We start from the raw sequence: 23,878 nt of genomic DNA on the forward strand, positions 1-23,878 counted from the left end.
ATATTTGTTTGCTTTTCGTTTTGCTGCCTGCAAAACTACTTACTTGCTTATTTTAGCAGAACGAAGTGATATTAAAACCATAATTATTAGACATATTTACCCGAAAAATTCCTTGCCACGTATATTTTTTTCATATTTTTACCAAATAATTGTCCTGTTTTGGATGCGCTTTTTGCCAATAACCGCTATTTATTATGGTAATTCCTGCTCATCACTTTGCTCGATCGCTGTCGAAGCATTCTTCGGGATCCGTATTGTCACAACCGTCCCCTCATTCAAACGGCTATCCACCTTTACCGCATACTCTTTTCCATACTGCATGATCAATCGCTGATTCACATTGCTGATCCCAATATGCCCCCCGCTTCCATCTGTTTGTGTCAATGAGTGGCGCAATTCACCCAATTGATAATAATTCATTCCAATTCCATTATCAATCACTTCTATAATAATGTCTTTTTCATCTTGAGACACTTTCACCTCAAGTCTTCCGTCCTTCGGTTTATTTTCCAAGCCGTGTATAAAAGCGTTCTCCACAAACGGCTGAATGATGAGCGGCATCACTTCCTGCGTCATATCAACGTCATCATCTACCATAATTTCGGAATGGATGCGATCCCCAAAGCGATAATCCTGTATCTTCATATAATTATCAATCAGTTCTATTTCCGATTGCAAACTTACCAGCTTATGACTGACTTGTATATTCCGCCGCATGATCTTTGCAAGCATTTTGACCAGATCTTCAATCTCCGGCTGATGATTAACCCTCGCCTTCATTCTGATCGTTTCTAATGTATTGTATAGGAAGTGAGGGTTAATCTGACTAGCTAACATTTTAAATTCAACTTCCTTTTGCCGTGTATGCATTTTCTCTTTCTGCACTTTTTCTTCTACCATTGATTCTGTCAGATCTTGGATATCGTCCATCATCGTTCCGAGTTCGGCATAAATTTCCCCGATCTCGTCGTTTCCCCCCACCATTTTTACCCGATCATAACGACCGGTTGCTACCAAATGCATCTGATGACGCAATTCTTTCAATCGGCTGGAAAAGCTGGTCGAATATCCTATGATCATCGCAAACGAGATTAGCATTCCAATTCCCACGATCAAATACGCATTAAAGGTAACCTGATTGATCTGCTCCGTGATTCCGGAGTAATCCTGTACACTGACAAGAGAGTAGTAATTGGTCATATTTTGCGGATGTACTTTCTTATACGTAACAAATCTGTCTTTTCCGATAACACCAAAACGCGTATTTCCCGTCCATCTTGTCGTACCGCGCAAATATGTTTCCAGCGCGAGCTCCTCTGTTCCCGAAACTTCATAGTTCGTATACAACACATTTACATCATTATACAGAAGAACCGTATTTTCTTCCCGTTCTGCAATTGCCGAATTGATCAAATCCATATTCATCTGCACCGCCAATATGCCAAGCTGCTCCCCATCAGCACTAACGATCTGTTTTGCGACCTGTATGCACTTTTGCTTTTCTTCTCGGTCTTCACCATAACACCAGATCAATCCACCTTTTTTATCACATACATCGCTATACCAAGACTGTTGTGTGACAGATGGCCCCAGATAAGTAAACGGCCGATCATAACATAGGGTTTCATTGCTGACATAGATCACTATATCCGAGATTGACTGCTTATAATCCTGCATATAACGATCAATCTCCCACAATTTCCCCTTATCTTTCTGCCATTTCTTTTCATCGGTATAATCTTTTGTGATCATATTAGACAGCACCGTATTTATATTCATGTTTTCGCAAACTTTTTCCATATCCGGCACAGCATCTTCAAGAATACTTGCCATCAAGTGCAATTCTTGTTTTTGCGCCTTCTTATTTTGTTCGATCAAACTGTTGGCTGCTCTATTGTTTAAATATACAGTTACGCCAAAAAAGGGAATAACGCCACCTATCACAAAGACAAGTATCATCTTCCCTCTAAATCGGATATTCTTAAATAATTTAGTCCTCCAACTGCTTTTCACATCAATCCTCCATGCTGCGAACCGGCTCCGTCTCCATTATATTTTGAAACGTAACTGCTGTGGCTCTCGCAGTGCCTTGCCAGACAAAGATGTCACATTCGTTGTGATATTCAGGACATACGTCTCATCTTGTGCATATGGCTCAAGTGGCTCAATTTCGATAATATTTTCTAATGAATTGTATCGGATCGCTGTCTTAAGCGGAGACAGATTTTCCGTTGTGACATACAAATTTACATTATTTACGGTTTTTGGATCCAACGGAACATTAAACTTTACCTTCCAAAGAAAATTTCCCGTTTTGTATTTCAGATCCTGTTTTACTTTTCCCTCTAAATCTTCTGTCATCCCCTCTATCGATAAATAATCCGTCATATCATTACCACCTTTCTTAACGGTCTCGTCAAACATTGGGAGTCACCCATCTTTTTGTTATCGTTTTTGTATTTAAAGTGTACCACAAATCATGCAGTTTGTGTAGTCCAAGGCGGGTATCATGTGGTATACTAATACTACTTATATCGGATATGTCTGCCAGCATGTAAATTCCGCCGGCTAACGGATTCCAAATTTCAATACAGGAGGCATTTTTTTGAGCAAAATAAATTTTAAGCCGGGTAATATGCTTTACCCACTTCCTGCGGTTATGGTAAGCTGCGGCGATATCGCACAAGAGTCTAATATCCTTACCGTTGCGTGGACCGGTACCATCTGTACCAACCCACCGATGGTCTATATTTCCGTGCGGCCCGAACGATATTCCTATGCCATGATCCGCGAAACAGGCGAATTTGTGATCAATCTCACTACCAAAAAACTTGCACGTGCAACGGATTTTTGCGGGGTACGTTCCGGTCGTGATCTTGACAAATGGAACGAATGTCATCTAACTAAGATCCCGGCAGATACCGTGCGCTGCCCGATGATCGCCGAATCGCCCGTTAACATTGAATGTCAGGTAACAGAAATAAACGAACTTGGTTCTCATCATATGTTTTTGGCCAAAGTCACCGCCGTACACGTGGACGATGCCTACATTGATGAGAAAGGGACCTTTCATTTGAATGATACCGGTCTGCTTGCCTATTCACATGGCACTTACCACGAATTAGCCAAAGCCATGGGGAACTTTGGTTATTCTGTACGTAAGACACACGGAAAAAAGCAAAAGCGAAAGAAACGGTAAATAATTAACATAATTTTTTGGGGAACATATAATGTATTAGGAGGTCGCGCTTAGGCAGCGTTTATTCCTATCTTTATCGCAAATAGCGATAGAATGGAGTGCAATATGAAAATAACATATCTGAAGATTTGCAATTACAAATCGATCGAACAACTTGAGATCACTGATATTGAAAATGCTTTGATCTTAGTCGGCAAGAATAACACCGGAAAAACAGCAGTAATCGATGCCATTTTACTGGCAATGGGGATGCGTAACTGTGCAGAACATGAATTTTTAGATGCCGGCAAACCCATCTCCATCTCGGTTCATATCGAGTATTCCGAAAGCGATATTATGCTGCTGCACTCACGGAGTGTATTGTGCAAAGTGAAAGATTATGAACGATGGCTTGCAGATTTTCAGAGCAAGATCCCGTCCTATCAGGATGGTATTTTGTCATTTACTTTTATCGTCACACCAAATATGGCAACACGATATTCCGATGGATTTTCAAAGCATAACGAATATATCCCGGAAGTACTGCCCAAAATTTATCATATTGACCAAAACCGAAATCTCGAGGCGCTGCAGAATGATGTATTCAGTTTCTATGACAAAGAATCTTTTCAGAAATTAAAAGATAATCAATGTACGTTTGACCCTGCCCGTACCTGCAACCGCTGTTTTCAGTGTATTGGGCTGATCAATAAAAAAACACCGGAGGAACTGACCGTTTTCGAAACTGTGCGCCTCTTACAATACAAATTGTTTCACACCAACCTTACGCAATTTGCAGAAAAAGTCAACCGTTATTTCCATGCGAACGGAAGTCCTTCACAGGAAGTCCGCTACGTACTCGATTACGACACCGACAACCTTCTGCATGTTTCCACACAAATTTATAACAAGGATCGGCATAATCTCGTCGGACCACTCAATATGCTGAGCGAAGGGTTGCGCAGTATTTACGCACTTTCCCTCCTTGAAGCCTATATTGATGAAGAAAATACGCTTCCAAGCATTATTATGATGGAAGATCCGGAAATCTATCTCCATCCACAGCTTCAAAAGAGTGCCAGCGAAATTTTATACCGCCTTTCCAAGAAAAATCAGGTTATTTTTTCGACACACTCACCAAATCTCATTTTTAATTTTTCATCCCGGCAGATACGGGAAGTCGTTTTGAACGAGCGTTACTTCACAACGATTCATACTGAAACAGATGTAGATGAGATTTTGGACGATCTCGGCTATACCGCGAATGATCTGATGAATGTCAGCTTTGTTTTTATCGTGGAGGGCAAGCAGGACAGCAACCGTCTGCCGCTTCTTTTAGAAAAATATTACTCCGAAATTTACGATGAAAACGGCAATTTACAGCGTATTTCCATTGTTCCCGTCAATAGCTGCACCAACATCAAAACTTATGCAAATTTGAAATATATCAACAAATTGTATTTAAAAGACCAATTTTTGATGATACGTGACAGCGATGGCAAAAATCCAAAATATCTCAAGAAGCAGTTGTGCAGCTATTATAGCAAACGCTCTTCGGAAGATGTTGGTAATCTTCCGCGCGTCGAACCCAAAAACGTACTGATCCTTAAATATTATTCATTTGAAAACTATTTTTTGGATCCAAAGGTTATGGCAAAGATTGGCGTGATTAAAAATGAAGAAGAGTTTTACAATATATTGTATAAGAAATTTAAGGACTATCTGTTTAAGCTTAACAGCGTAAAGCGAATGCAGCGTACTCTCAACATCCGCATTCGCAGCAAGCAGGACATCAAAGACAATATTGAGTCGATCAAAATTTATGTGAGAGGTCACAATCTGTTCGACATTTTTTATGGCAGATATCATGGTAGTGATGAGCAGGCGATCCTCAAAAAGTACATTGATGCTGCTCCTCGTGAAACCTTTCAGGATATCTTTGATGCAATTGACTCTTTCGTGTATTTCGAAAATCGCCGAAAGTAACTTTCGTAAATTTTCGTAAATTTTCGTAATAAACGTTTTTTTTGGTTGACATGTTAGCGTTTTTAATTATAATATAGTGATGTGTTGACTTCTGTTTATTTGGAAATAGCCTAACAAACTGTGTGAGGTGTAATATGGAAAATCAGTATATAATCAAAGGAGGAACACCATTAAATGGTGAGGTGACGATCGGCGGTGCCAAAAATGCTGCGTTAGGCATCTTAGCTGCTGCTATTATGGCAGATGAAACCGTTGTCATCGATAATCTTCCGAATGTTAGAGATATTAATGTTTTGTTAACAGCAATTGAGAGCATCGGCGCTACTGTAAAGCGTATCGGTCCTCATGTAGTATCTATTAATGGCAGCACGATCAATGATATGACCATTGATTATGACTCCATCCGCAAGATTCGTGCATCTTATTATCTGCTTGGCGCACTGCTTGGCAAATACAAGAAGGCACAGGTTGCTTTGCCGGGTGGCTGTGAGATCGGAAGTCGTCCGATCGACCTTCATTTGAAGGGATTTCGCGCACTGGGTGCTACCGTTAGTATTGAACACGGTATGATCAATACCTCGGCTGACGAATTAGTAGGAAACCATATCTTTTTGGATACTGTTTCTGTTGGTGCCACGATCAACATTATGCTGGCTGCCTGTATGGCAGAGGGCAAAACAGTTATTGAAAATGCTGCCAAAGAACCACATATCGTTGACGTAGCCAACTTCTTAAACAGTATGGGTGCCAATATCAAAGGTGCTGGTACTGACAAGATTCGTATGACTGGTGTAACATCGCTGCATGCGAGCGAATATTCCATTATTCCGGATCAGATCGAGGCAGGTACATTTATGGTTGCCGCTGCCGCAACACGCGGTGATGTTTTAATTAAAAATGTAATTCCTAAGCATTTAGAGGCAATTTCTGTAAAACTGATGGAAATTGGTGCTACTGTTGAGGAATTTGATGACGCTATCCGTGTTACAAGTGATCATCGTTTAGGACACACCCAGATAAAGACACTACCTTATCCGGGATTTCCTACCGATATGCAGCCACAGATCGCAACATTATTGGCTTTGTCCGATGGAACAAGCATTGTAACAGAAAGCATTTTTGAGAATCGTTTCAAATATGTGGATGAATTATCGCGTATGGGTGCTTCCATCAAGGTTGAGGGTGGCAATGTTGCAATCATAGAAGGTGTGGAAGGCTTTACCGGCGCTGCTATTAGCGCACCGGATCTTCGTGCCGGTGCTGCACTGGTCGTTGCAGCGTTAGTAGCAGAAGGCTACTCTACCGTAGACTGTATCCATTACATTGAACGTGGTTATGAATGCTTTGAAGATAAATTGGCCGCTTTAGGTGGATATATTGAAAAAATTCCTGTTGACGATGAACGTGCAGTTCAGAAGTTTAAGCTCAAAGTAGGTTGATTGAATTTCATTTTCTCTATAAAAAGGATGTCGTCTGATAATAAAAGACGACATCCTTTTTTATTTTGTATTTCGTTCTAATTTACATTCCTTGCTTTAGCAGTCGAGCTGTGACTGCTATCTGAAAATATCTTAATATAAAATTATAACATCATTTGTATCGTCACGTCGGACATTTCGCGTAGATCCAACACTTTCCCACTGACACATACGGAAGGTCGCGCCAGTTCATCCGCATGCATTGCAACAATCGTGCCCTTTTCCCCATCAGAAAGCACTACCTCGCATCCAATAAAGGACTTTACAACACCCTCTAAAAACGGATGCAGATACTTTGGATCAAAACGCTTGTCCCCATCCTGTTCTACAACCATATTGATCACCTCAAACGGACACAATGCCCCACGATAAACCCTCGCAGAAGTCAGTGCATCATATACATCGGCAATTGCACGATCTTCGCAAACTCATCAATCTGATCTCCCCGCAAGCCATCCGGATAACCACTTCCATCACAACGCTCATGATGCATCAACGCAACTTTTTTAATCCTCTCATCCAACTTCATTGGTTTCAATAGATTATAGCCGCGTCTCGGATGATTCTTAATTTCTGTATATTCCTCTTCCGTCAAAATGCCGGGCTTTTTGATGATCTCTTCCGGTATTTTCATCTTGCCAACGTCATGCAGTAATCCCGCTAACGTCAACACATCCAGATCATCCTGTGGCATATTGATCCAATGCCCAAACATGTTGCATAATATTGCCACATTCAGACTATGAATAAAAGTTGCATCATCATATTTGCGGATCTTATGCATCATATGAAATGTCCGAATCGGATTTTCGCTCATAACTATGATCTCTTTCGTCTGATTCAGCAATTCATTACTACTCAGATCCCCATCTGCATTCGTGATAAACATAGAAAGCGAATCTTCCAGCGTCTTTGCTGACTGGATCACATTTTCATTAAATTTATTATAACTTATGGATTTTCTAAGCAGATCAGCAATAACCTGCATATCATCCGGTAAATTGGTAGATCTTTTCATTTTCACTCCATTCCACGATGCCACCCTGTGAACACTCGTGGCTCCCATCTATCTTCTACTATTTGTGATTTTCATTATAATCTATATTATATTATAAAGTCAACGCCCCTCAGCTTGCAATGAAGCGTAAAAAAGAGTAAAATAATATGGATATTGGGTTCTTATATCAGAACTCCATGATCACAACAAAAGCCATGCTTTCTTGCATGAGTAGAAACGAGGATTATCATGAATAAGCGAGGACACTTTTTTGTATTTGAGGGTATCGACGGAAGTGGCAAAACAACGCAGATTCATCTATTACAGAAGCGCATTGAGCAACAGGGCGTTCGCTGTATGGAAACCAAGGAGCCGACTGATGGTCCCATTGGATCTCTCCTGCGCCAATGTTTGACAGGCCGCATGAATATCGATGAATACTCGATCTCCGCGATGTTTGCAGCTGATCGTCTTGATCATCTGCAGAATGAAACAGATGGCTTATGTCACAAGATCGAAGAAGGCATATCCGTCATCTCTGACCGCTATGTTTTCTCCAACTACGCTTACCAAAGTGTCTCCGTACCTTTAGAATGGCTTGTCCAATTAAATGCACAGGCAGCTAAGCTTCTGCGCCCGGACTGTCATATATTCATTGATGTAGATCCAACCACTGCTATGGAGCGCATGGCCGCAGGTCGTTTTCACACAGAACGCTACGAAACATCAGATCGCCTTACAAAAGTACGCGATAGGTATTTATCGTTGTTTGAGCAATTTCAAGACACCGAGCGTATTCTTATCGTTGACGGCAATCGTCCGGTAGATACTATTGCCAATGACATCTGGACACAAGTATCAGCTTTGTACTCGTAGTGATCTAAGGCTTGGAGGATTCATATGGATTTAAAAATACATAATCTGCAGCAGATCAGTCAGCCGGAACGCATTACGCAGACTCCGGAAGCAGACGGCAGCTTTCGCTTTACCCTGCTAAGCAACATCGAGGAAAGCGAATTGCAGGCAGCCCTCTCCGGCATGATGGAAGAGATCACGCAGCAGGGTTACCGTCTTGGCAAACGCAGAGACATCCGTGATATGAAACAATACCGCAAATTGATCCAGGAATTTATGAACGAGATCGTCAGCCATTCACACAAGTTCAGCCGTGAAAACTTTTTGGATAAACACGGAAGACACCGCGTATATGGCATTGTAAAGCAGGTCAATCAGGCACTGGATGAGCTCGCCGAAGAACTGATGAATGAAGAGCAGGATCACCTCGCCATTCTTAGCAAAATAGACGAGATACGCGGATTACTGCTGGACATTTTCACTTGATATTTCAACCACAACAGAAAGGATGACAGATATGATTCGTTTTAATGATATTATAGGACAGGAGCCAATTAAAAAACATTTACAGACCGCATTGGCGCAAAATAATGTTTCTCATGCATACCTGTTTTGCGGTGATTCCGGTTCCGGACGGCATACCCTGGCAAAAGCCTTTGCCAGAGCATTGTTGTGTGAACAGCCAACTCCGGATCACGATGCCTGCGGGCACTGCAAATCATGTCTACAGGCTGCTTCTGCTAACCACCCGGATATCCGTGTCATTACACACGAAAAGTTCAACATCCGTGTTGATGAGATCCGCGAACAGCTCAATAACGACATTCAGATCAAACCGTATAGCAGCAAATATAAAGTATATATTATCCCGGACGCACACCGCATGAATGAACAGGCTCAAAATGCACTGCTTAAAACGTTGGAAGAACCTCCTGCTTACGCAGTGATCATTCTTTTGTCAGATAATGAATCTGCATTACTACCTACGATCGTATCCCGTTGCATCACACTGCAGATGAAGCCTGTTTCAGAAAAGGATATTGCTGACTATCTGGTACAGAAATTGCAGATGGAACAAGATGTCGCCGAAATCGCTGCAGGATTTTGCCAGGGCAATATCGGTCAGGCGATCCGTTTTGCGCAGTCGGAAGATTTTCAGATCATGAAAAATCAAGTGATGCAATTATTAAAACAGATCGATGATCTTCCATTATCTTCTATTATGGAGATTGTACACGGTTTTTCCAAAGAAAAGGGTAATTTTTACGATTACTTAGATCTGATGCTTCTGTGGTACCGTGATATTTTAATGTATAAGGCGACGAAAGACACAAATCTGCTCTTATATCGTGATGAATACAGCACGATCACGAAGCAGGCAAGCAAACGCAGCTATGAAGAATTAGAGCGTATTATCGAAGCGATCAATAAAGTAAAGCTTCGTCTTGACGCAAATGTTAATTTTGAATTAGCCGTCGAATTGATGCTGCTTGTGATCAAGGAAACGTGTTAAATATAATAGACTAAAAGAAAGGCAAGACAATTCTATGATAAAAATTATTGGCGTTAAATTCCGTAAGCCCGGCAAGGTATACTACTTTGATCCAACCGGCTTTACGGTACAAAAAGGGGATCACGTCATTGTGGAAACAGCACGCGGTGTTGAATACGGTACTGTTGTTCTTGGTCCCAAGGAAGTAACCGATGATCAGGTCGTGCAGCCACTCAAGCCATTAATGCGCGTGGCAACCGAGGAAGATGCTGCCGTATGTGCTTCCAACGAAGAGAAAGAAAAAGAGGCATTTCAAATCTGTCTGGAAAAGATCAAAAAACATGGTTTGGAAATGAAACTGATCGATTCGGAATATACCTTTGATCGCAATAAATTATTGTTTTATTTTACAGCGGATGGTCGTATTGATTTTCGCGAATTGGTAAAGGATCTTGCATCCGTTTTCCACACAAGAATCGAGCTTCGACAGATCGGCGTTCGTGACGAAACAAAAATGCTTGGCGGTATTGCCATATGTGGTCGACCGCTTTGCTGTCACTCTTATCTGTCCGACTTTGTGCCGGTTTCTATCAAAATGGCAAAAGAGCAAAACTTATCCCTCAACCCGGCTAAGATTTCCGGCGTATGCGGACGTTTGATGTGCTGTCTGAAAAATGAGCAGGAAGCTTATGAATATCTCAATCGTTCCCTGCCACATATCGGAACAAAAACTACAACTCCGGAAGGCTATCCCGGAGAAGTTCAGAGTGTCAGTGTACTGCGCCAGCTCGTAAAAGTTGTCTTTACGAATGACAATGGTGAAAAAGAGGTTCGCGAATATCCGGTTGCCGAATTACAGTTTGACCAAAAGAAAAACTTTGGCAAAAACATTCCGCAACAGATTCTTCCGGATGAAAAGTTGGATGAAGAGGAGCTGATCGCTCTGGAAGAACTTTCTCAGGAAGAAGAATTGATCGATGAGGAAGATAAACCGGAGCAGGCGAAACGCAATCGTAATAATCGATCAAACAACCGTCGACGTAGTTCCGGTAACCGCCGTAACGAATATCCAAATAATCGCGAACGTAACGGCAATAGCAATCGCGATCACGGCGGCAGCAATAACCGCGAATCTAATAATCGTGACCACAATAATAACGGCGGCCGCGGCAATCGTAACAATAACCGTGGTGACAAAAATAATAACGATCATCGCCGTGACGAGCATGGTGGCAATGATCGTACACGCAAATATCACAACCGCAAACCACGCAGAGAATCAAGAGAACACAAAGATGCAGAATAAAGATTGTCTCCTACGAGAGGGCGAACGACTGGATGATCTGCAGTGTCAAGGATTACAAATAATACAGCATCCCGGTAAATTCTGTTTTGGTATGGATGCTGTATTATTAAGTTCTTTTGCTGCACTGCGAAACAAAGATACCGTTATGGATTTATGTACCGGTACCGGAATCTTGCCTATTTTGCTGTCAGCCAAAACAAAAGCTGACCACATTGATGCTTTAGAAGTTCAAAAAGAAAGTGCTGAAATGGCGCGCAGAAGCATTATTTTGAACGAATTATCGAATAGGATTACCATTTACGAAGGTGATGTCAAAACCGCTTCCGATCAATTTGGCAAAAATTGCTACGATGCTGTCACCGTCAATCCGCCGTATATGAATCAGGGACATGGTCTCAAAAATCCCAATATGCCAATGGCGATTGCCAGACATGAGATACTATGCACCTTAGAGGATGTCATACGCGAAAGCGCAAATCTTCTTAAACCAAAAGGGCGTTTTTACATGGTTCACCGCCCATTTCGGCTTGCAGAAATCTTTGCTATCATGAATAGCTATCGATTAGAACCAAAACGAATGCAGCTGGTGTACCCTTTTGCGGACAAGGAACCAAACATGGTGCTTATCGAAGGCGTGAAAGATGGAAATCCGATGTTAAAGATCACGCCGCCTTTGATCGTATACCGCCCTGATGGAACATATACCGACGAGCTGCTTGCATTATATGGCATGACAAGAAAATAATTACAAGAATAAAAGAGGTTCATTATGTCAGGTACTTTATATTTATGTGCTACTCCAATCGGCAATTTAGAAGACATCACCTTACGTGTTCTTCGCACCCTGCAGGAAGTAGATGTTATTGCGGCAGAAGATACACGCAATACGATCAAATTATTAAATCATTTTGAAATAAAAACTCCAATGACAAGCTATCATGAGTACAACAAAGTGGACAAAGCCGCCTATCTTGTTGAACAGCTTGCTAACGGCAAAAATATTGCCTTAGTTACCGATGCGGGTACTCCTGCCATTTCGGATCCCGGAGAAGAACTGGTCAAACAGGCTTATGCTGCGGGAATTCCCGTCACCTCTCTCCCCGGAGCCTGTGCGTGTGTTACTGCACTCACTCTGTCCGGTTTATCGACCAGACGTTTTGCATTTGAAGCCTTTCTGCCATCTGACAAAAAATTACGCCGTAAAATTTTGGATTCTTTGTGTACCGAAACACGGACAGTAATAATTTATGAAGCACCACATCACTTACGTGCAACTCTTCAGGAATTATTTGCCGCTCTCGGAGACCGCAGACTGACTATCTGTCGTGAATTGACAAAAATTCACGAAAGTGCAATGCAATTTACACTGTCAGAAGCGATTTATTATTATGAGCAAAACGCACCAAAAGGTGAATATGTTCTCGTCATCGAAGGACGCAATATGGCAGATCTCGAACAGGAATCACGTGATGCCTGGGCACAACTTTCCGTTAACGAACATATGCAGCACTATTTATCCGAAGGAATGGATCGCAAAGATGCCATGAAACAAGTAGCCAAAGACCGCGGTGTCCCAAAAAGGGAAATTTATCAACAATTATTAAATAAAGACACTTAAGTATATATTCTGTAAAAACGGGAAACATGATAAAGTAACAAATGTTATTTTAAAGGAGGTTACTTTATCATGTATGACAAAAAACATCGAATACGAAATTCATATATATTGATCAGCTTGCTTGCAGGTGTCTGTTGGATACTCGCTTTAACTGCCATCTTGTTTCAGTTATCTGATACTTCTGCAAACGCAGGATCTGCGGTCCCCGCCTATTCATCCCACTCCCCTGTATACTCTAATACCAATTTCCGCTTAAACGCTGTTTCAGAACACACCTATGAACTAACACCGAAAGACTCTGTCAAAACAAATAATAAACTCAATAATTCTGACGCATTCCCAGAAGGTTCCCAGGTTAGATCCTATTTTGCTACTCTGCTTCATGATCCCTCACTTCAATTACTTTCCTCCCACATAGAAACCAATTATGCAGACTATTATCTGTATAGCACAAAGCTAAATAAACTTGGCTTCCCTGCGTCTTCTTTTGGTCAGAATCTGCATATTGCTGTCACAAAAAACGGACACATATACCTTGCATCACCACAGATCGATTATGACTTTTAATCTTAGTGCAGAATACGTTTTTTATGGCAATCACGACGATTTCTTCTGCATCTCATCTCCTTACACAACATGACCTGTACCAATGCATTGTAATATGGATCATTACACCGTTCTCCACAGATTTTTTGCACCATTCGCCCTATTATTATGCGATCAGGATAGCAGTCAAACATTGGACTTCCATCATATTCCATCTGATCACACATCTCCATTACTTCTAATTGTATCTTTTTGGCTTCCATCGGCATTAAGTACTGATCATCCCATTCTTTTTGCTCTTCTGTTACCTCCGTAAATTCCAGTGGAAATGTCATCATCGTTCCTTTTCCATATTTATGCAGCATAGATCGATTCTCCAAAATCATTCTTTGCTAGTTATCCTATGCACATTTTTCGTAAATCGTGATAAGTTATGCACATTTTTTGAGTGATCTACACACATTTTCACAATATTTACTTGTTTATGATCCCCAAAATTTAAGAATATGTTCATTGCCTTTTATGGACAAACATCTTATACTATTGTAGTGAATATTTTTTGAAAATGAATTTCAGTTAAGAAAATTGAGTGTGATAGGAACTTTTCCTTATGACATTCAATCTTGAGGAGGATACCATTGAAACATTTATATAAATTTATTGCTTTAGTATTTATTTTTATGATAGGGATTGCTTTTTTCAGCAAAAGTATTCCATCGATTTCCGTAAGTACAACGACTGCAAGCAGCATTCAGGATTCTACATTTCCTATGGTTTATCTGCAGGTAGGAGAATCGTTTATCAATCCACTGCACGGATACAGCAGCGAGCTTAACAGCAGCACAGTTCGAGAATCCATCACACCACTGGACACCGGCAAAACTTTTGCCGTGAATATCGCCGAAAACGATTCTAAGATCAAGAAACTTTCTTATGAATTGCGCGATATTGCCAATAATAAATCCATTGAAACCGGAGATATTACTGCCTTTGACAAAAACAAAAAATATAAAGTTGCTACCGTCCACTTAAAAGAGGCAATGGACACGAGTACTGAGTATGGATTCTGCATGACACTTATAACCAATTATAGCAAAAAGATTCATTTTTATACTCGTATAAAATATTATGACAATGACTTTTTCCTGTCCAAAAAATTGGACTTTGTAGCAAAATTTCATGCAGCAACTTTTGACCAGGGTAAGTCTCTGGATCTTTCGCAGTATTTAGAAAGTGGCACAAACGATGATTCTTCTTATGAATCCGTTGATATTCATTCCAGCCGCAAGCTTATCACTTGGGGAAAATTAAAACCTAAAAAATTAACGGATGTCGTGCCTACTGTCAAAGAGCTCAACATTGAAACTGCTGCCATCTCTCAGACATACTTTGTGTCTGCCACAACAGCATCCGGTTCTGAGACGTATCAGGTGAAGGAATTTTATCGTGTGCGCTATTCCGGTGGACGCATTTATTTGTTATATTTCAAGCGAACTATGGAAGCAATTTTTGATCCTTCCCTGATTTCAATCAACAAAAGTGAGGTCAAAATTGGTATTTCTTCTGCTGAAGACCTGGATATTACTTCCAGCGACTCCAATAAAAAATTCGCTTTTGTTCGCAATGGCTCTTTGTGGTATTACGATCTCAAAAAAAATGAGCTGAATAATGTATTTAGTTTTGAAACCGGCAACAATGATTATATCCGCGAATACTACGACCAGCATAATATTCGCATACTAAACTTAGACGATGATGGAAATATCAGCTTTGTCGTTTATGGCTATATGAACTGTGGTGATTATGAAGGCCGAGTTGGTATCCTCCTCTATGATTACAGCGTTGCTGATAACCAAATTACCGAGCGTGTATATCTGCCCCTCACCACGACTTACGAGCAGCTTAAAGAAGACTTTGGTGATTTTTGTTATATTAACAACAAAAACATCTTTTACTTCTCGTTACAGGACACGGTATATGCGTATAACATATCATCCAAGCGATATGATATCCTTACACAAAATGCCTCAGCTGATAATTTCTTAATGTTGGAACAGGCTCACTGCTTTATCTGGTCCAATGCATCGGCAAACGGTAACGCAAGCAAGCTGACTATTCTTGACCTTAATTCCTCCAAAGAATTAACGTTAAAGGCTCCTTCCGGCCAAAGTCTGGTTGCCCTTGGAACTATAGACTCTAACGTCGTATATGGATTTGTACGCAACAAAGATATTCACGAATCAACGACCGGTGACATTATTCGTCCCGCTTACAAGCTTGTTATTTCCGACTGTACAGGAAACATTTTGCGCGAATATAATACCCGAAATACCTATGTAACAAATGCCGTAGTCGATGGAAATGTCATCCGACTAAAACGACTGAAACGTGTTTCCGGTGCCTGGAAAAAGGCATCTGATGATAGTATCATGAACCAGAAAAATACAGCTGCGCAGGCGATCAAGCTAACTACGCGTATTACCGATAAAGCATTGACCGAAAAATATATTTCCCTGCCAGCCGGTTATGTGATGCAGTCTCTTCCAAAAACTCACGCAACAAAGAGTGTAATGATCACGGAAGATACTACTTTTCATCTTAAAGAAGAAGATACAAACGCCACTAAGAAATACTATATTTACGCATATGGCGGAATTACCGGATCCTATGCCGATGCTTCTAAAGCGATCACTCTCGCTGATGAACAGATGGGCGTTGTTATGGATAGTGATTCTCATATCATCTGGGAACGTGGCGGTAAATTTTTAAGCAAAGAAATTGCCGGAATCACATATCCATCCGGTAATATTTCTACAATAAAAGCAAGCACGCAAATGTTATTGCAAGCCGCTCAAGTAACTACAACAGTCTCCGAGTTAAAAGGATCAACCATTATGAAAATGCTGCGATCCCATCTCGACACTCCGGTAAATCTCACCGGATGTACTGTCGATGAAATACTCTATTTTGTCAGCAGTGAAAAACCTGTCATTGCGATGGAAAGCAGCGGACACGCCGTCCTTATCATCGGCTATGATTCTTCCTCCGTTACTTGGATGGATCCTGCTACACATAGTAAACGCAAAGTATCATTAAATCATGCAGAGCACATGTTTAAGCAGGCAGGATATGTATTTGTCAGCTATGTCGATTGATATCGAAATCTAAATTGATCTATAATTTCCAAAAGCTCTACGCAGATTTTGCGTAGAGCTTTTTAACTCAAATCTTACTCATTAAAAACTGCTATCGGGTCACATATTACTTACTAATGCTCCCCATACCTAAAGTTACTGTTCTAGCCACATATTGTGTATTCGGTCAAGAACAAAAGTCGCTTGCGACTCTTTCGCGCTCGAGCGGTGCTGTTTGCAGCCACAGCATAGTGATTACTACGCTAATGCGGAAAAAATTTAATCTAATATTTTTTGTGTATTTAAACAAACATATGTTGTATTTTTTGTAATGTTTGTCAATAGACAACTTCGTATTATTTTATTACAATACTCATTACTCACAGATTTATATTAACTTGCATTACAAGAAAGGAGTCTCTATGCAGTATATACAACAACTATTGTCTCGAATCAACCTTCTAGATCTTTGTCCCTTTGTTCAAAAGATATTGCACCTCTCGCTCATACTCTGCCTTGTGGCACTTACTCCGATGTCTGCCTATGCAGCCGGTGACTCTCTCACTTCTTCTATTTCTCTTTCATTCAATAGCACAAAGAAGTTTCAGTTAGAAGCCTATGAACATTTTTATGCCTATTACACCGTGCCGTCCTCTTACTCCCGCACCAAAAATACGCTTTCTGTTACAGTTAGTAATCTCTCTAATTTTTCCGTCTCCGTCATGAATAGCGACGGATCCTCTATATCCACCACAAGAAAGAAAAATATCTTATATTTCAAGAACAATGCTTTTATTGCAGAAAACCGCTATTTTATAAAAATTCATAATCAGCGTAATATACGTTCTTCCGGCTCTATTAATATTCGATACACCACCGATACAACTGCTTCTCCCAAAACAAGCCACAAAGACGCCACCAATATTGCGTCCTCTCACAAGCGACATCAGCAAAAAAGCACTAAGAGCTCTTCTTCCCGAAATGCCAGCCGACAGAAAACCACTAAGAGCTCTTCTTCCCGGAATGCCAGCCGACAGAAAACCGCTAATAACTCTTCTTCCCGGAATGCCAGCCGACAAAAAAACACTAAGAGCTCTTCTTCCCGAAAAGGAAAAACGGTTGCTACGAATAATGCGTCCACCTCTTCCAAAAAATATGTATCTTCCGGCACCACTCTTTCCCCTGTTACTCCAGCCATACACTATATTCGGCTCAAGAAAGGAACTTCTATCGCATTAGCAGAAAGAATATACACAACCGTCCCAAATCATCCCATTTCGTTTACACCCTCTTCCTCGTCTCTTCATATCACCGACGGTATCGTGTATGCAACCTCTGCCGGATTGTTTTATATTATTATTCAAGATGGATCTTATTCTTCTTCATGTACGGTAAAGGTTGATCCTTAAACTGTTATTAGCATAAAGTTATGTATTCCTCTTTCTAAGAAGTAATCATAGATGGGAATACGCTTTTCCATCATATGATAACTATGTGATCAAATAATATCTCAAAAAGGAGCACTTGATATGATACACTTCAAACTCGATTCCAACTGGAAAATATTATCTGTAATACGTTGTTCTAATAGTCATGCAACGCTGTCCGTGCAGCATATTTACTCTGGAGAAATTAAAGTTTTATCCATATATGCCAAAGAACACTTTCAACACAAACTTTATTTTGACATATCCCACATTAAGCACAGACATCTATTGCCAATATCACAAATACAGTTAAAGCATGGATGGCGTCTTGTCTATTTTCCAATGCTCACGCCTCTTAAAGACTATATCCATTCAAATGCACTTTCCTTGTCGGATATCCTATCATTAGCTCACCAACTATGCTCTGCATTGGAAATTCTCCACCAGCATAATATATTACACTTGGATGTGTCTCCGGATAATATCTTTGTGGATTATGATGGTTCTTTTGTATTAGGTGATTATTCCTCGTCCAGATATGTTTTTCAAAACAATTGGGATAATTATTTCACGCCACATTTTGCACCTCCTGAATATCAGCTTTTCAAGCCATCCATTCAATCGGATTTGTACAGCTTTGCCGTTCTCCTATTTGGTTTGCTTCACAATGGAATGATTCCGGATAATATTGCCTCTTTATCTCTCTCCGATTACGCTGATTATCAGAAAAAGATGGAAACTCATGGAATTTCGTATCCAATGGAATTATATTCTTGTTTTCAAAAGGCACTTCACACCGATGTTCATCAACGCTATCACGATGTTACTAGTTTTGTAGATAATTTAGAACAATTATTGCATCCTCTATTGGCACTTTCCTCCTATCATCTCCAATTAATTAAAGTTACGGAACCATTCTTCAATATTCGCACCACATCTCTAGCCAAATCGTCCTTAAAGGATACCAATTGTCCCAAAAACACAGCTAATTCGCCATTTCATTTTGCGAAGCCACACATAACTCTCCCGATAAGATTCGACTTTCATCGAAGGCAAAGACCGGTTCGATCACCTAAATCTCAATTTTTCAAATTTTCTTGTATTCACAAGATTCTAGGAATATCGATCTGTTGTGCTATTGTCCTATTATTTTTTGTCGGAAGCAGATTATTATATCCTTTTCGAAATCAAACCTCACAAAATACATATCCGGAATCCGAAACCGAACATAACTTTTCGGCAAAAACAGCATCCGGCCCTTCCATCGAAATTTTAGACATTAGTAATAAGCAAGCATCTACTATTGCTGAATTATGTAATGAAAAGATGTTAGAGCAAAACTGGTCCATCCTCTACGGTGAAAATAACAGGTTTTCTTCAGTTGATGAACTCAGTGACTTTTCTAATACAAAACAATTATTTCTTAGTGGAAATAAAATTTCATCCTTAGAACCATTAGAAAACCTCACCACCCTGGAAACTTTAATTATATCCGATAATAGTTGCACCGATCTTCTTCCGATCAGTAACTTAAAGCAACTGAAAGTTTTAGATTTGTCAGGCAACCAACAATTAGCATCCATTGATTGCCTTGCCTCTCTGACAAAACTTCAAACACTTATCCTTTCGGATACATCTGTCGATCCCGCAAGTATCAAAAAGTTACAAGTTTCTCTCCCCACGTGTAACATTATTTACTGACAATATCAATACCAAGCATTGTGCATACGCAAGCTGCTATTGTCATTATTAGCACTTTGCACTTCATACGCAAGCTGCCATTATCATCATTAGCACTTTGCATTTCATACGCAAGCTGCTATTTACCGTTATTATTAACACTGCGCACACTGAAACAGATTTTTCTGTATATAGTGTGCAGAATTGGAGGATTTTATGAACACACTATTCAAAAAAACAGGACGACTTTTTCTATTATCATTGCTGCTATTTTCTATTGCATTTCATAATAATGCTTCTGCACAGGCAAAGCAAAAAAAACCGCAGATCAAGTCATTTTCTAAAAAATTATTTGTTGGAAAATCTTATTATGTAAAAGTCAAAAATCGTCCCAAAAAATCGACATTATCTTATTCGTTAAGTAAAACATCTCGTGCCAAGATCAACAAAAAAACAGGGCAATTAACCACTCGTAAATCTGGCAAAATCACCATACGTGTACGCATTAAAAGTAAAAACAGGAAATACAAATCACTCCATAAATCTGTCCAAATTTACGAACAGACTAAAACATCAAAAATTTCTGGCAAATTCTTGCCAAACGCCACTATTAAAACTCGTACAGCAATCAACCCATGGAATCACTCTATTGTGTTATACAGCAGTCGTATATTGTTGCAAAAAGAAGTAAGCAGTTCCAAAATCACTTTAACCGGAAAATCAAATTCCACCACACCTAAACTACAGGCACACTTCGATTCATTATCTTCTGATGGCAAAAAAATTACATATCAGCTTGACAAATATAGTGAAGAAAAATTATGTCCCGGAAATGGTTCAGCAAACGGTGTTTATAAAATTACCGCACCTTTTCTTTCTAAGCCTCTTTCCATAAACTATAAAGAACGTCTAACTCCAAACAAAGTACAGGGATTTGTTTTTGATAGTGAGCAACGTCCTATTTTTGGTACAACAGTATCTCTTTGCTCAATCAACGATCAAAATAAAATCATGAAAAATATATTCTCTGCAAAAACTGATAAAAATGGTCATTACTGTATTTCCGACATTCACTCCGGACAATACATCATCGTTTTTCAAAAGGACGAATATATTACTTCCTATTCTCAAAAATTTAATCTTTCACAAACTGTTTTATGTCAAAACATTACTCTAAAAAAGAAGCAACTTCGTCTTTCCTGCAAAATAGCTAATGCTAAACAAAATATGAAAGGTGTTTCTGTTTCTCTGAAAGATGAATCTAACACTGTCTTGACCTCTGGTCTGACAGACAGTAACGGTATGATCACTTTCTCTTATAACACGAATATTTCTCGTAAAAACTATACCAAAATCACGTATAAAAATACTATTAAAGAAGGTATTTATTGCAATAATACTTTGCCGGATGCCTACACATCATCGCAGATAAAACTTTCTTCTTACACCCCTAATGAATTATATTATTTGGAAGTTTCACCTGCTTCTCCTCTCTCTGATGATCGATTGTCATATAGTAATTACCAAACAATTTCCATTTCTTTCTGTCCTAATAATAGTACATCTGAACAATTATTTATAGACTGCAATTTATCAAAGATCCCCACCACAAAGATTAAATCGTTGTATGCAAATACGGACACAATATCTTCTTATATAAACACTGATTCTACAATAAATAACTCACAGGGAAGCTTTCGAACCTGTTTATATCAAGAGGATGGCTGTCAGATCACATCAACAACTATCCCCTTCGTCAATCTATCATTTTCCTCTCATCAAGTACAATTGACCAATGCACTAAATTTCTTTTTTACTACCCATAATATCTGTCTGCCGGATGGAAAATACTATATTTCCATTCAGCCGCTTAATAAGGATCATTCTCCCATAGCGACAGCATTTCTATCAAAGATCTCTATTACCAATAATACTATTTGTCCTATCTCTGCCTTTTTTCAAAAGGGTGTTTCGAAAACAGCAATATTGTATGGTAATTTTACGAACAAAGTCTATTCCTCTCTTCCTTATACACTGTACCAAAAACAGGACAATAAATGGTTTGCACTTACCTCGCTCCAAAGTTCTTCATTTGAACATATTTCCGATCAAACTTATCGTTCCTCCATCTCACTTCCTGTCCTAGAAATCGGACAGCAATACAAATTGTGCTCTAGAAATCCCTACATCGATTTTGTTGATTCTGCCGAGATTAATACAACATGGAATTTCAATAATACTACTTCCAATCTGCAATTTAAGTGCCAAGAAGTATTAGCATCCTCCCATACTGCAACACTACACCACCACAATATAAAACAAATTATTATTGCAGAAAATGTATTGCTAAATGCGCAGAACAAGAAAGATTGTGTGTTTGTTGATTACGATAAGAATGGAACTATTATATCCGCCTGTTATGTCAATTCCAATGAAGGACATTCTTTTTATACAAGTCCACATAATATCTTTTTCTTTGATAAAATGGAAACCGGCAAATCCATAAAAACCACTCAGGCCTCTTATAAAAATACTAAGTTTTATTAATTTGGTTCTTACTTCTCACTAGCAGAGGGCTTTTACCTCTTATATACTAGTGTTACTCAATATAACCATCATCTAACGTCCCAATCTCGTGCGGATCAGCCTTTTACCTCTTATATGCTTATGTTACTCAATATAACCAATAATTTCAGGTACTACTTGCGGTCTCTTGTCCACAATATCATAAATATCACTAATTTTTTGCACCCCCTGCTGCAGTTTTTCTTTCGAGGAACTATATGCTATTGCAACTATATCTCCTTGTTTCACAGCATCTCCTGTTTTTTTATTGAATTGAATGCCAGCCGTCATATCAATTGGATCATCCTTAACCTCTCTTCCTGCTCCAAGCAAAACTGCAGCTTTTCCGCATTCTTCCGTATTCATTTTTCCAATATATCCGCTATTATTTGCTATTATCTCATGCTGATATATTGCTTTTTCAAATTGATCCGGATTTTCAATATAACTGCCGTCTCCTCCCTGTCTTTCTACCATAAGTTTTAATTTTTCAAGTGCAGATCCATCTGCAATAACTCGTTTTACTTTCTTCATACATTCTTCTTTTGTACCTATCTGTGCCAAATAAAGCATCGTCGATGCTATTTCAACAACTACCGCTATCAAATCCTCCGGACCTCTTCCCTTAAGAGTTTCGATTGCTTCAACTACTTCTAAGTTATTTCCAACCATTTTTCCTAACGGTACATCCATATTTGTCAAAATTGCAACCGTCTTCTTCCCGGCCCCATTTCCAATCGCAACCATTTTTTCAGCCAATTGCACTGCATTTTCTTTATCCTTCATAAAAGCACCACTACCTACAGTAACATCTAAAACAATCTTATCGCTTCCGGCAGCCAGCTTCTTACTCATGATAGAAGATGCTATCAGCGGAATGCTGTCCACTGTAGCCGTCACATCCCTCAACGCATATAGCTTTTTGTCCGCTGGTGCAATATCTGCAGATTGCCCCATAACAGCCAATCCTATTTCATTCACCATATTAAAAAAATCTTCTTCCGCCAAAGCAGTTTTCAAGCCGGGAATTGCTTCTAACTTATCAATCGTTCCTCCCGTAAATCCTAACCCCCGACCACTCATTTTAGCAACTTTTCCACCACACGCTGCAACAATTGGAGCAACAACTAAAGTAACTTTATCACCAACTCCACCAGTACTATGCTTGTCCACTTTTACTCCCATAATACTTGATAAATCCACAATTTCACCGGATTTTGTCATACAATTTGTCAACGCCAAAAGTTCACGATCTGTCATCCCCCGAAAGTAAACTGCCATCAACCAAGCCGATATTTGATAATCAGGAATTTCATTATTTACATATCCATTGATCAAATACTCAATTTCTGTTTGGTTAAGCTCCAAACCCCTTTTTTTCTGATCAATAATTTCATACACATTCATATTTCTTCTCCTCTCTTTTCATCAGGTAGTGTCAAAAGACTACCTCTTTTTTGTTCTAAAACCTTTATTTTAGGGAGTTTGCAAACAAAAAAGAGCAATCCCCCCCTATTTTCTGGTATAATGTCAATCGCCAAACCAACAAAACAAGAAACGAGGTTATTGCTCATGGACATTATACTTTATTTATTAAATTACATCAATTACCAACG

Annotated in this window: 19 protein-coding genes and 1 pseudogene; 14 read left to right on the forward strand and 6 right to left on the reverse strand. The window is 39.5% G+C overall.

What is annotated here, in order from left to right:
- Positions 1–192 precede the first annotated feature (192 nt).
- Entirely contained in the window at positions 193–2,013 is a 1,821-nt protein-coding gene (locus DW981_RS07965; protein WP_118507346.1) for a sensor histidine kinase, read from the reverse strand.
- 36 nt (positions 2,014–2,049) lie between these two features.
- Positions 2,050–2,424 (reverse strand): Ig-like domain-containing protein, encoded by a 375-nt coding sequence (locus DW981_RS07970; protein WP_118507347.1) that lies wholly within the window; start codon positions 2,422–2,424, stop codon positions 2,050–2,052.
- Between the two features lie 181 nt (positions 2,425–2,605).
- Here DW981_RS07970 and DW981_RS07975 point away from each other — a divergent pair, with 181 nt between their 5' ends.
- The 3 genes from DW981_RS07975 (at position 2,606) to DW981_RS07985 (ending at position 6,603) form a co-directional block, all read left to right on the forward strand.
- The gene (locus DW981_RS07975; protein WP_022024739.1) at positions 2,606–3,199 is read left to right on the forward strand and encodes a flavin reductase family protein; all 594 of its coding nucleotides are present in this window, start codon (positions 2,606–2,608) and stop codon (positions 3,197–3,199) included.
- A 105-nt stretch (positions 3,200–3,304) separates the two neighbouring features.
- Positions 3,305–5,164, forward strand: a complete 1,860-nt coding sequence (locus DW981_RS07980; RefSeq protein ID WP_022024738.1) for an AAA family ATPase — start codon at positions 3,305–3,307, stop codon at positions 5,162–5,164.
- A gap of 134 nt (positions 5,165–5,298) precedes the next feature.
- The gene (locus DW981_RS07985; protein ID WP_022024737.1) at positions 5,299–6,603 is read left to right on the forward strand and encodes a UDP-N-acetylglucosamine 1-carboxyvinyltransferase; all 1,305 of its coding nucleotides are present in this window, start codon (positions 5,299–5,301) and stop codon (positions 6,601–6,603) included.
- 143 nt (positions 6,604–6,746) lie between these two features.
- Here the strand turns inward: DW981_RS07985 and DW981_RS07990 are convergent, their stop codons facing one another.
- Positions 6,747–6,977 carry a hypothetical protein gene (locus DW981_RS07990; RefSeq protein ID WP_118507348.1) on the reverse strand — a complete coding sequence of 77 codons (231 nt, stop codon included), beginning with the start codon at positions 6,975–6,977 and terminating at the stop codon, positions 6,747–6,749.
- Positions 6,978–7,027: 50 nt separating this feature from the next.
- Complete coding sequence (locus tag DW981_RS07995; RefSeq protein WP_182434192.1) at positions 7,028–7,660, reverse strand: HD domain-containing phosphohydrolase; 633 nt, start codon at positions 7,658–7,660, stop codon at positions 7,028–7,030.
- Positions 7,661–7,888: 228 nt separating this feature from the next.
- Here DW981_RS07995 and tmk point away from each other — a divergent pair, with 228 nt between their 5' ends.
- The 7 genes and pseudogenes from tmk to DW981_RS08030 all read left to right on the forward strand — a co-directional run bounded on the left by tmk (position 7,889) and on the right by DW981_RS08030 (position 13,477).
- Positions 7,889–8,515, forward strand: coding sequence for a dTMP kinase (gene tmk, locus DW981_RS08000; protein WP_022024735.1), 627 nt, complete (start codon positions 7,889–7,891; stop codon positions 8,513–8,515).
- 24 nt (positions 8,516–8,539) lie between these two features.
- A complete protein-coding gene (locus DW981_RS08005) occupies positions 8,540–8,980 on the forward strand; it encodes a YaaR family protein (protein ID WP_022024734.1) in 441 nt (146 codons plus the stop codon).
- Between the two features lie 31 nt (positions 8,981–9,011).
- Positions 9,012–10,007, forward strand: coding sequence for a DNA polymerase III subunit delta' (gene holB, locus DW981_RS08010; RefSeq protein ID WP_022024733.1), 996 nt, complete (start codon positions 9,012–9,014; stop codon positions 10,005–10,007).
- A 34-nt stretch (positions 10,008–10,041) separates the two neighbouring features.
- Positions 10,042–10,953 (forward strand): annotated as a pseudogene (locus tag DW981_RS08015) (stage 0 sporulation family protein); the annotation flags it as partial.
- A 328-nt stretch (positions 10,954–11,281) separates the two neighbouring features.
- Positions 11,282–12,037, forward strand: a complete 756-nt coding sequence (locus DW981_RS08020; RefSeq protein ID WP_118507351.1) for a tRNA1(Val) (adenine(37)-N6)-methyltransferase — start codon at positions 11,282–11,284, stop codon at positions 12,035–12,037.
- Between the two features lie 24 nt (positions 12,038–12,061).
- Entirely contained in the window at positions 12,062–12,910 is an 849-nt protein-coding gene (gene rsmI / locus DW981_RS08025; protein ID WP_118507352.1) for a 16S rRNA (cytidine(1402)-2'-O)-methyltransferase, read from the forward strand.
- A 69-nt stretch (positions 12,911–12,979) separates the two neighbouring features.
- Complete coding sequence (locus DW981_RS08030; protein WP_118507353.1) at positions 12,980–13,477, forward strand: hypothetical protein; 498 nt, start codon at positions 12,980–12,982, stop codon at positions 13,475–13,477.
- 2 nt (positions 13,478–13,479) lie between these two features.
- Here DW981_RS08030 and DW981_RS08035 read toward each other — a convergent pair whose 3' ends face one another.
- Positions 13,480–13,821 carry a hypothetical protein gene (locus DW981_RS08035; protein WP_022024729.1) on the reverse strand — a complete coding sequence of 114 codons (342 nt, stop codon included), beginning with the start codon at positions 13,819–13,821 and terminating at the stop codon, positions 13,480–13,482.
- 273 nt (positions 13,822–14,094) lie between these two features.
- Here DW981_RS08035 and DW981_RS08040 point away from each other — a divergent pair, with 273 nt between their 5' ends.
- The 4 genes from DW981_RS08040 to DW981_RS08055 all read left to right on the forward strand — a co-directional run bounded on the left by DW981_RS08040 (position 14,095) and on the right by DW981_RS08055 (position 22,244).
- Positions 14,095–16,611: a hypothetical protein gene (locus DW981_RS08040; RefSeq protein WP_118507354.1), complete on the forward strand. Its 2,517-nt coding sequence runs from the start codon at positions 14,095–14,097 to the stop codon at positions 16,609–16,611.
- A gap of 401 nt (positions 16,612–17,012) precedes the next feature.
- Complete coding sequence (locus tag DW981_RS14900) at positions 17,013–17,999, forward strand: hypothetical protein (protein WP_182434193.1); 987 nt, start codon at positions 17,013–17,015, stop codon at positions 17,997–17,999.
- Positions 18,000–18,119: 120 nt separating this feature from the next.
- Complete coding sequence (locus DW981_RS08050; RefSeq protein ID WP_118507356.1) at positions 18,120–19,718, forward strand: protein kinase; 1,599 nt, start codon at positions 18,120–18,122, stop codon at positions 19,716–19,718.
- A 195-nt stretch (positions 19,719–19,913) separates the two neighbouring features.
- Complete coding sequence (locus DW981_RS08055) at positions 19,914–22,244, forward strand: carboxypeptidase regulatory-like domain-containing protein (protein WP_118507357.1); 2,331 nt, start codon at positions 19,914–19,916, stop codon at positions 22,242–22,244.
- A gap of 123 nt (positions 22,245–22,367) precedes the next feature.
- Here the strand turns inward: DW981_RS08055 and DW981_RS08060 are convergent, their stop codons facing one another.
- A complete protein-coding gene (locus tag DW981_RS08060; RefSeq protein WP_118507358.1) occupies positions 22,368–23,669 on the reverse strand; it encodes a thymidine phosphorylase in 1,302 nt (433 codons plus the stop codon).
- Between the last annotated feature and the right edge of the window lie 209 nt (positions 23,670–23,878).

The organism is Clostridium sp. AM49-4BH, from assembly GCF_003478335.1.
Lineage (GTDB): Bacteria > Bacillota > Clostridia > Lachnospirales > Lachnospiraceae > Butyribacter.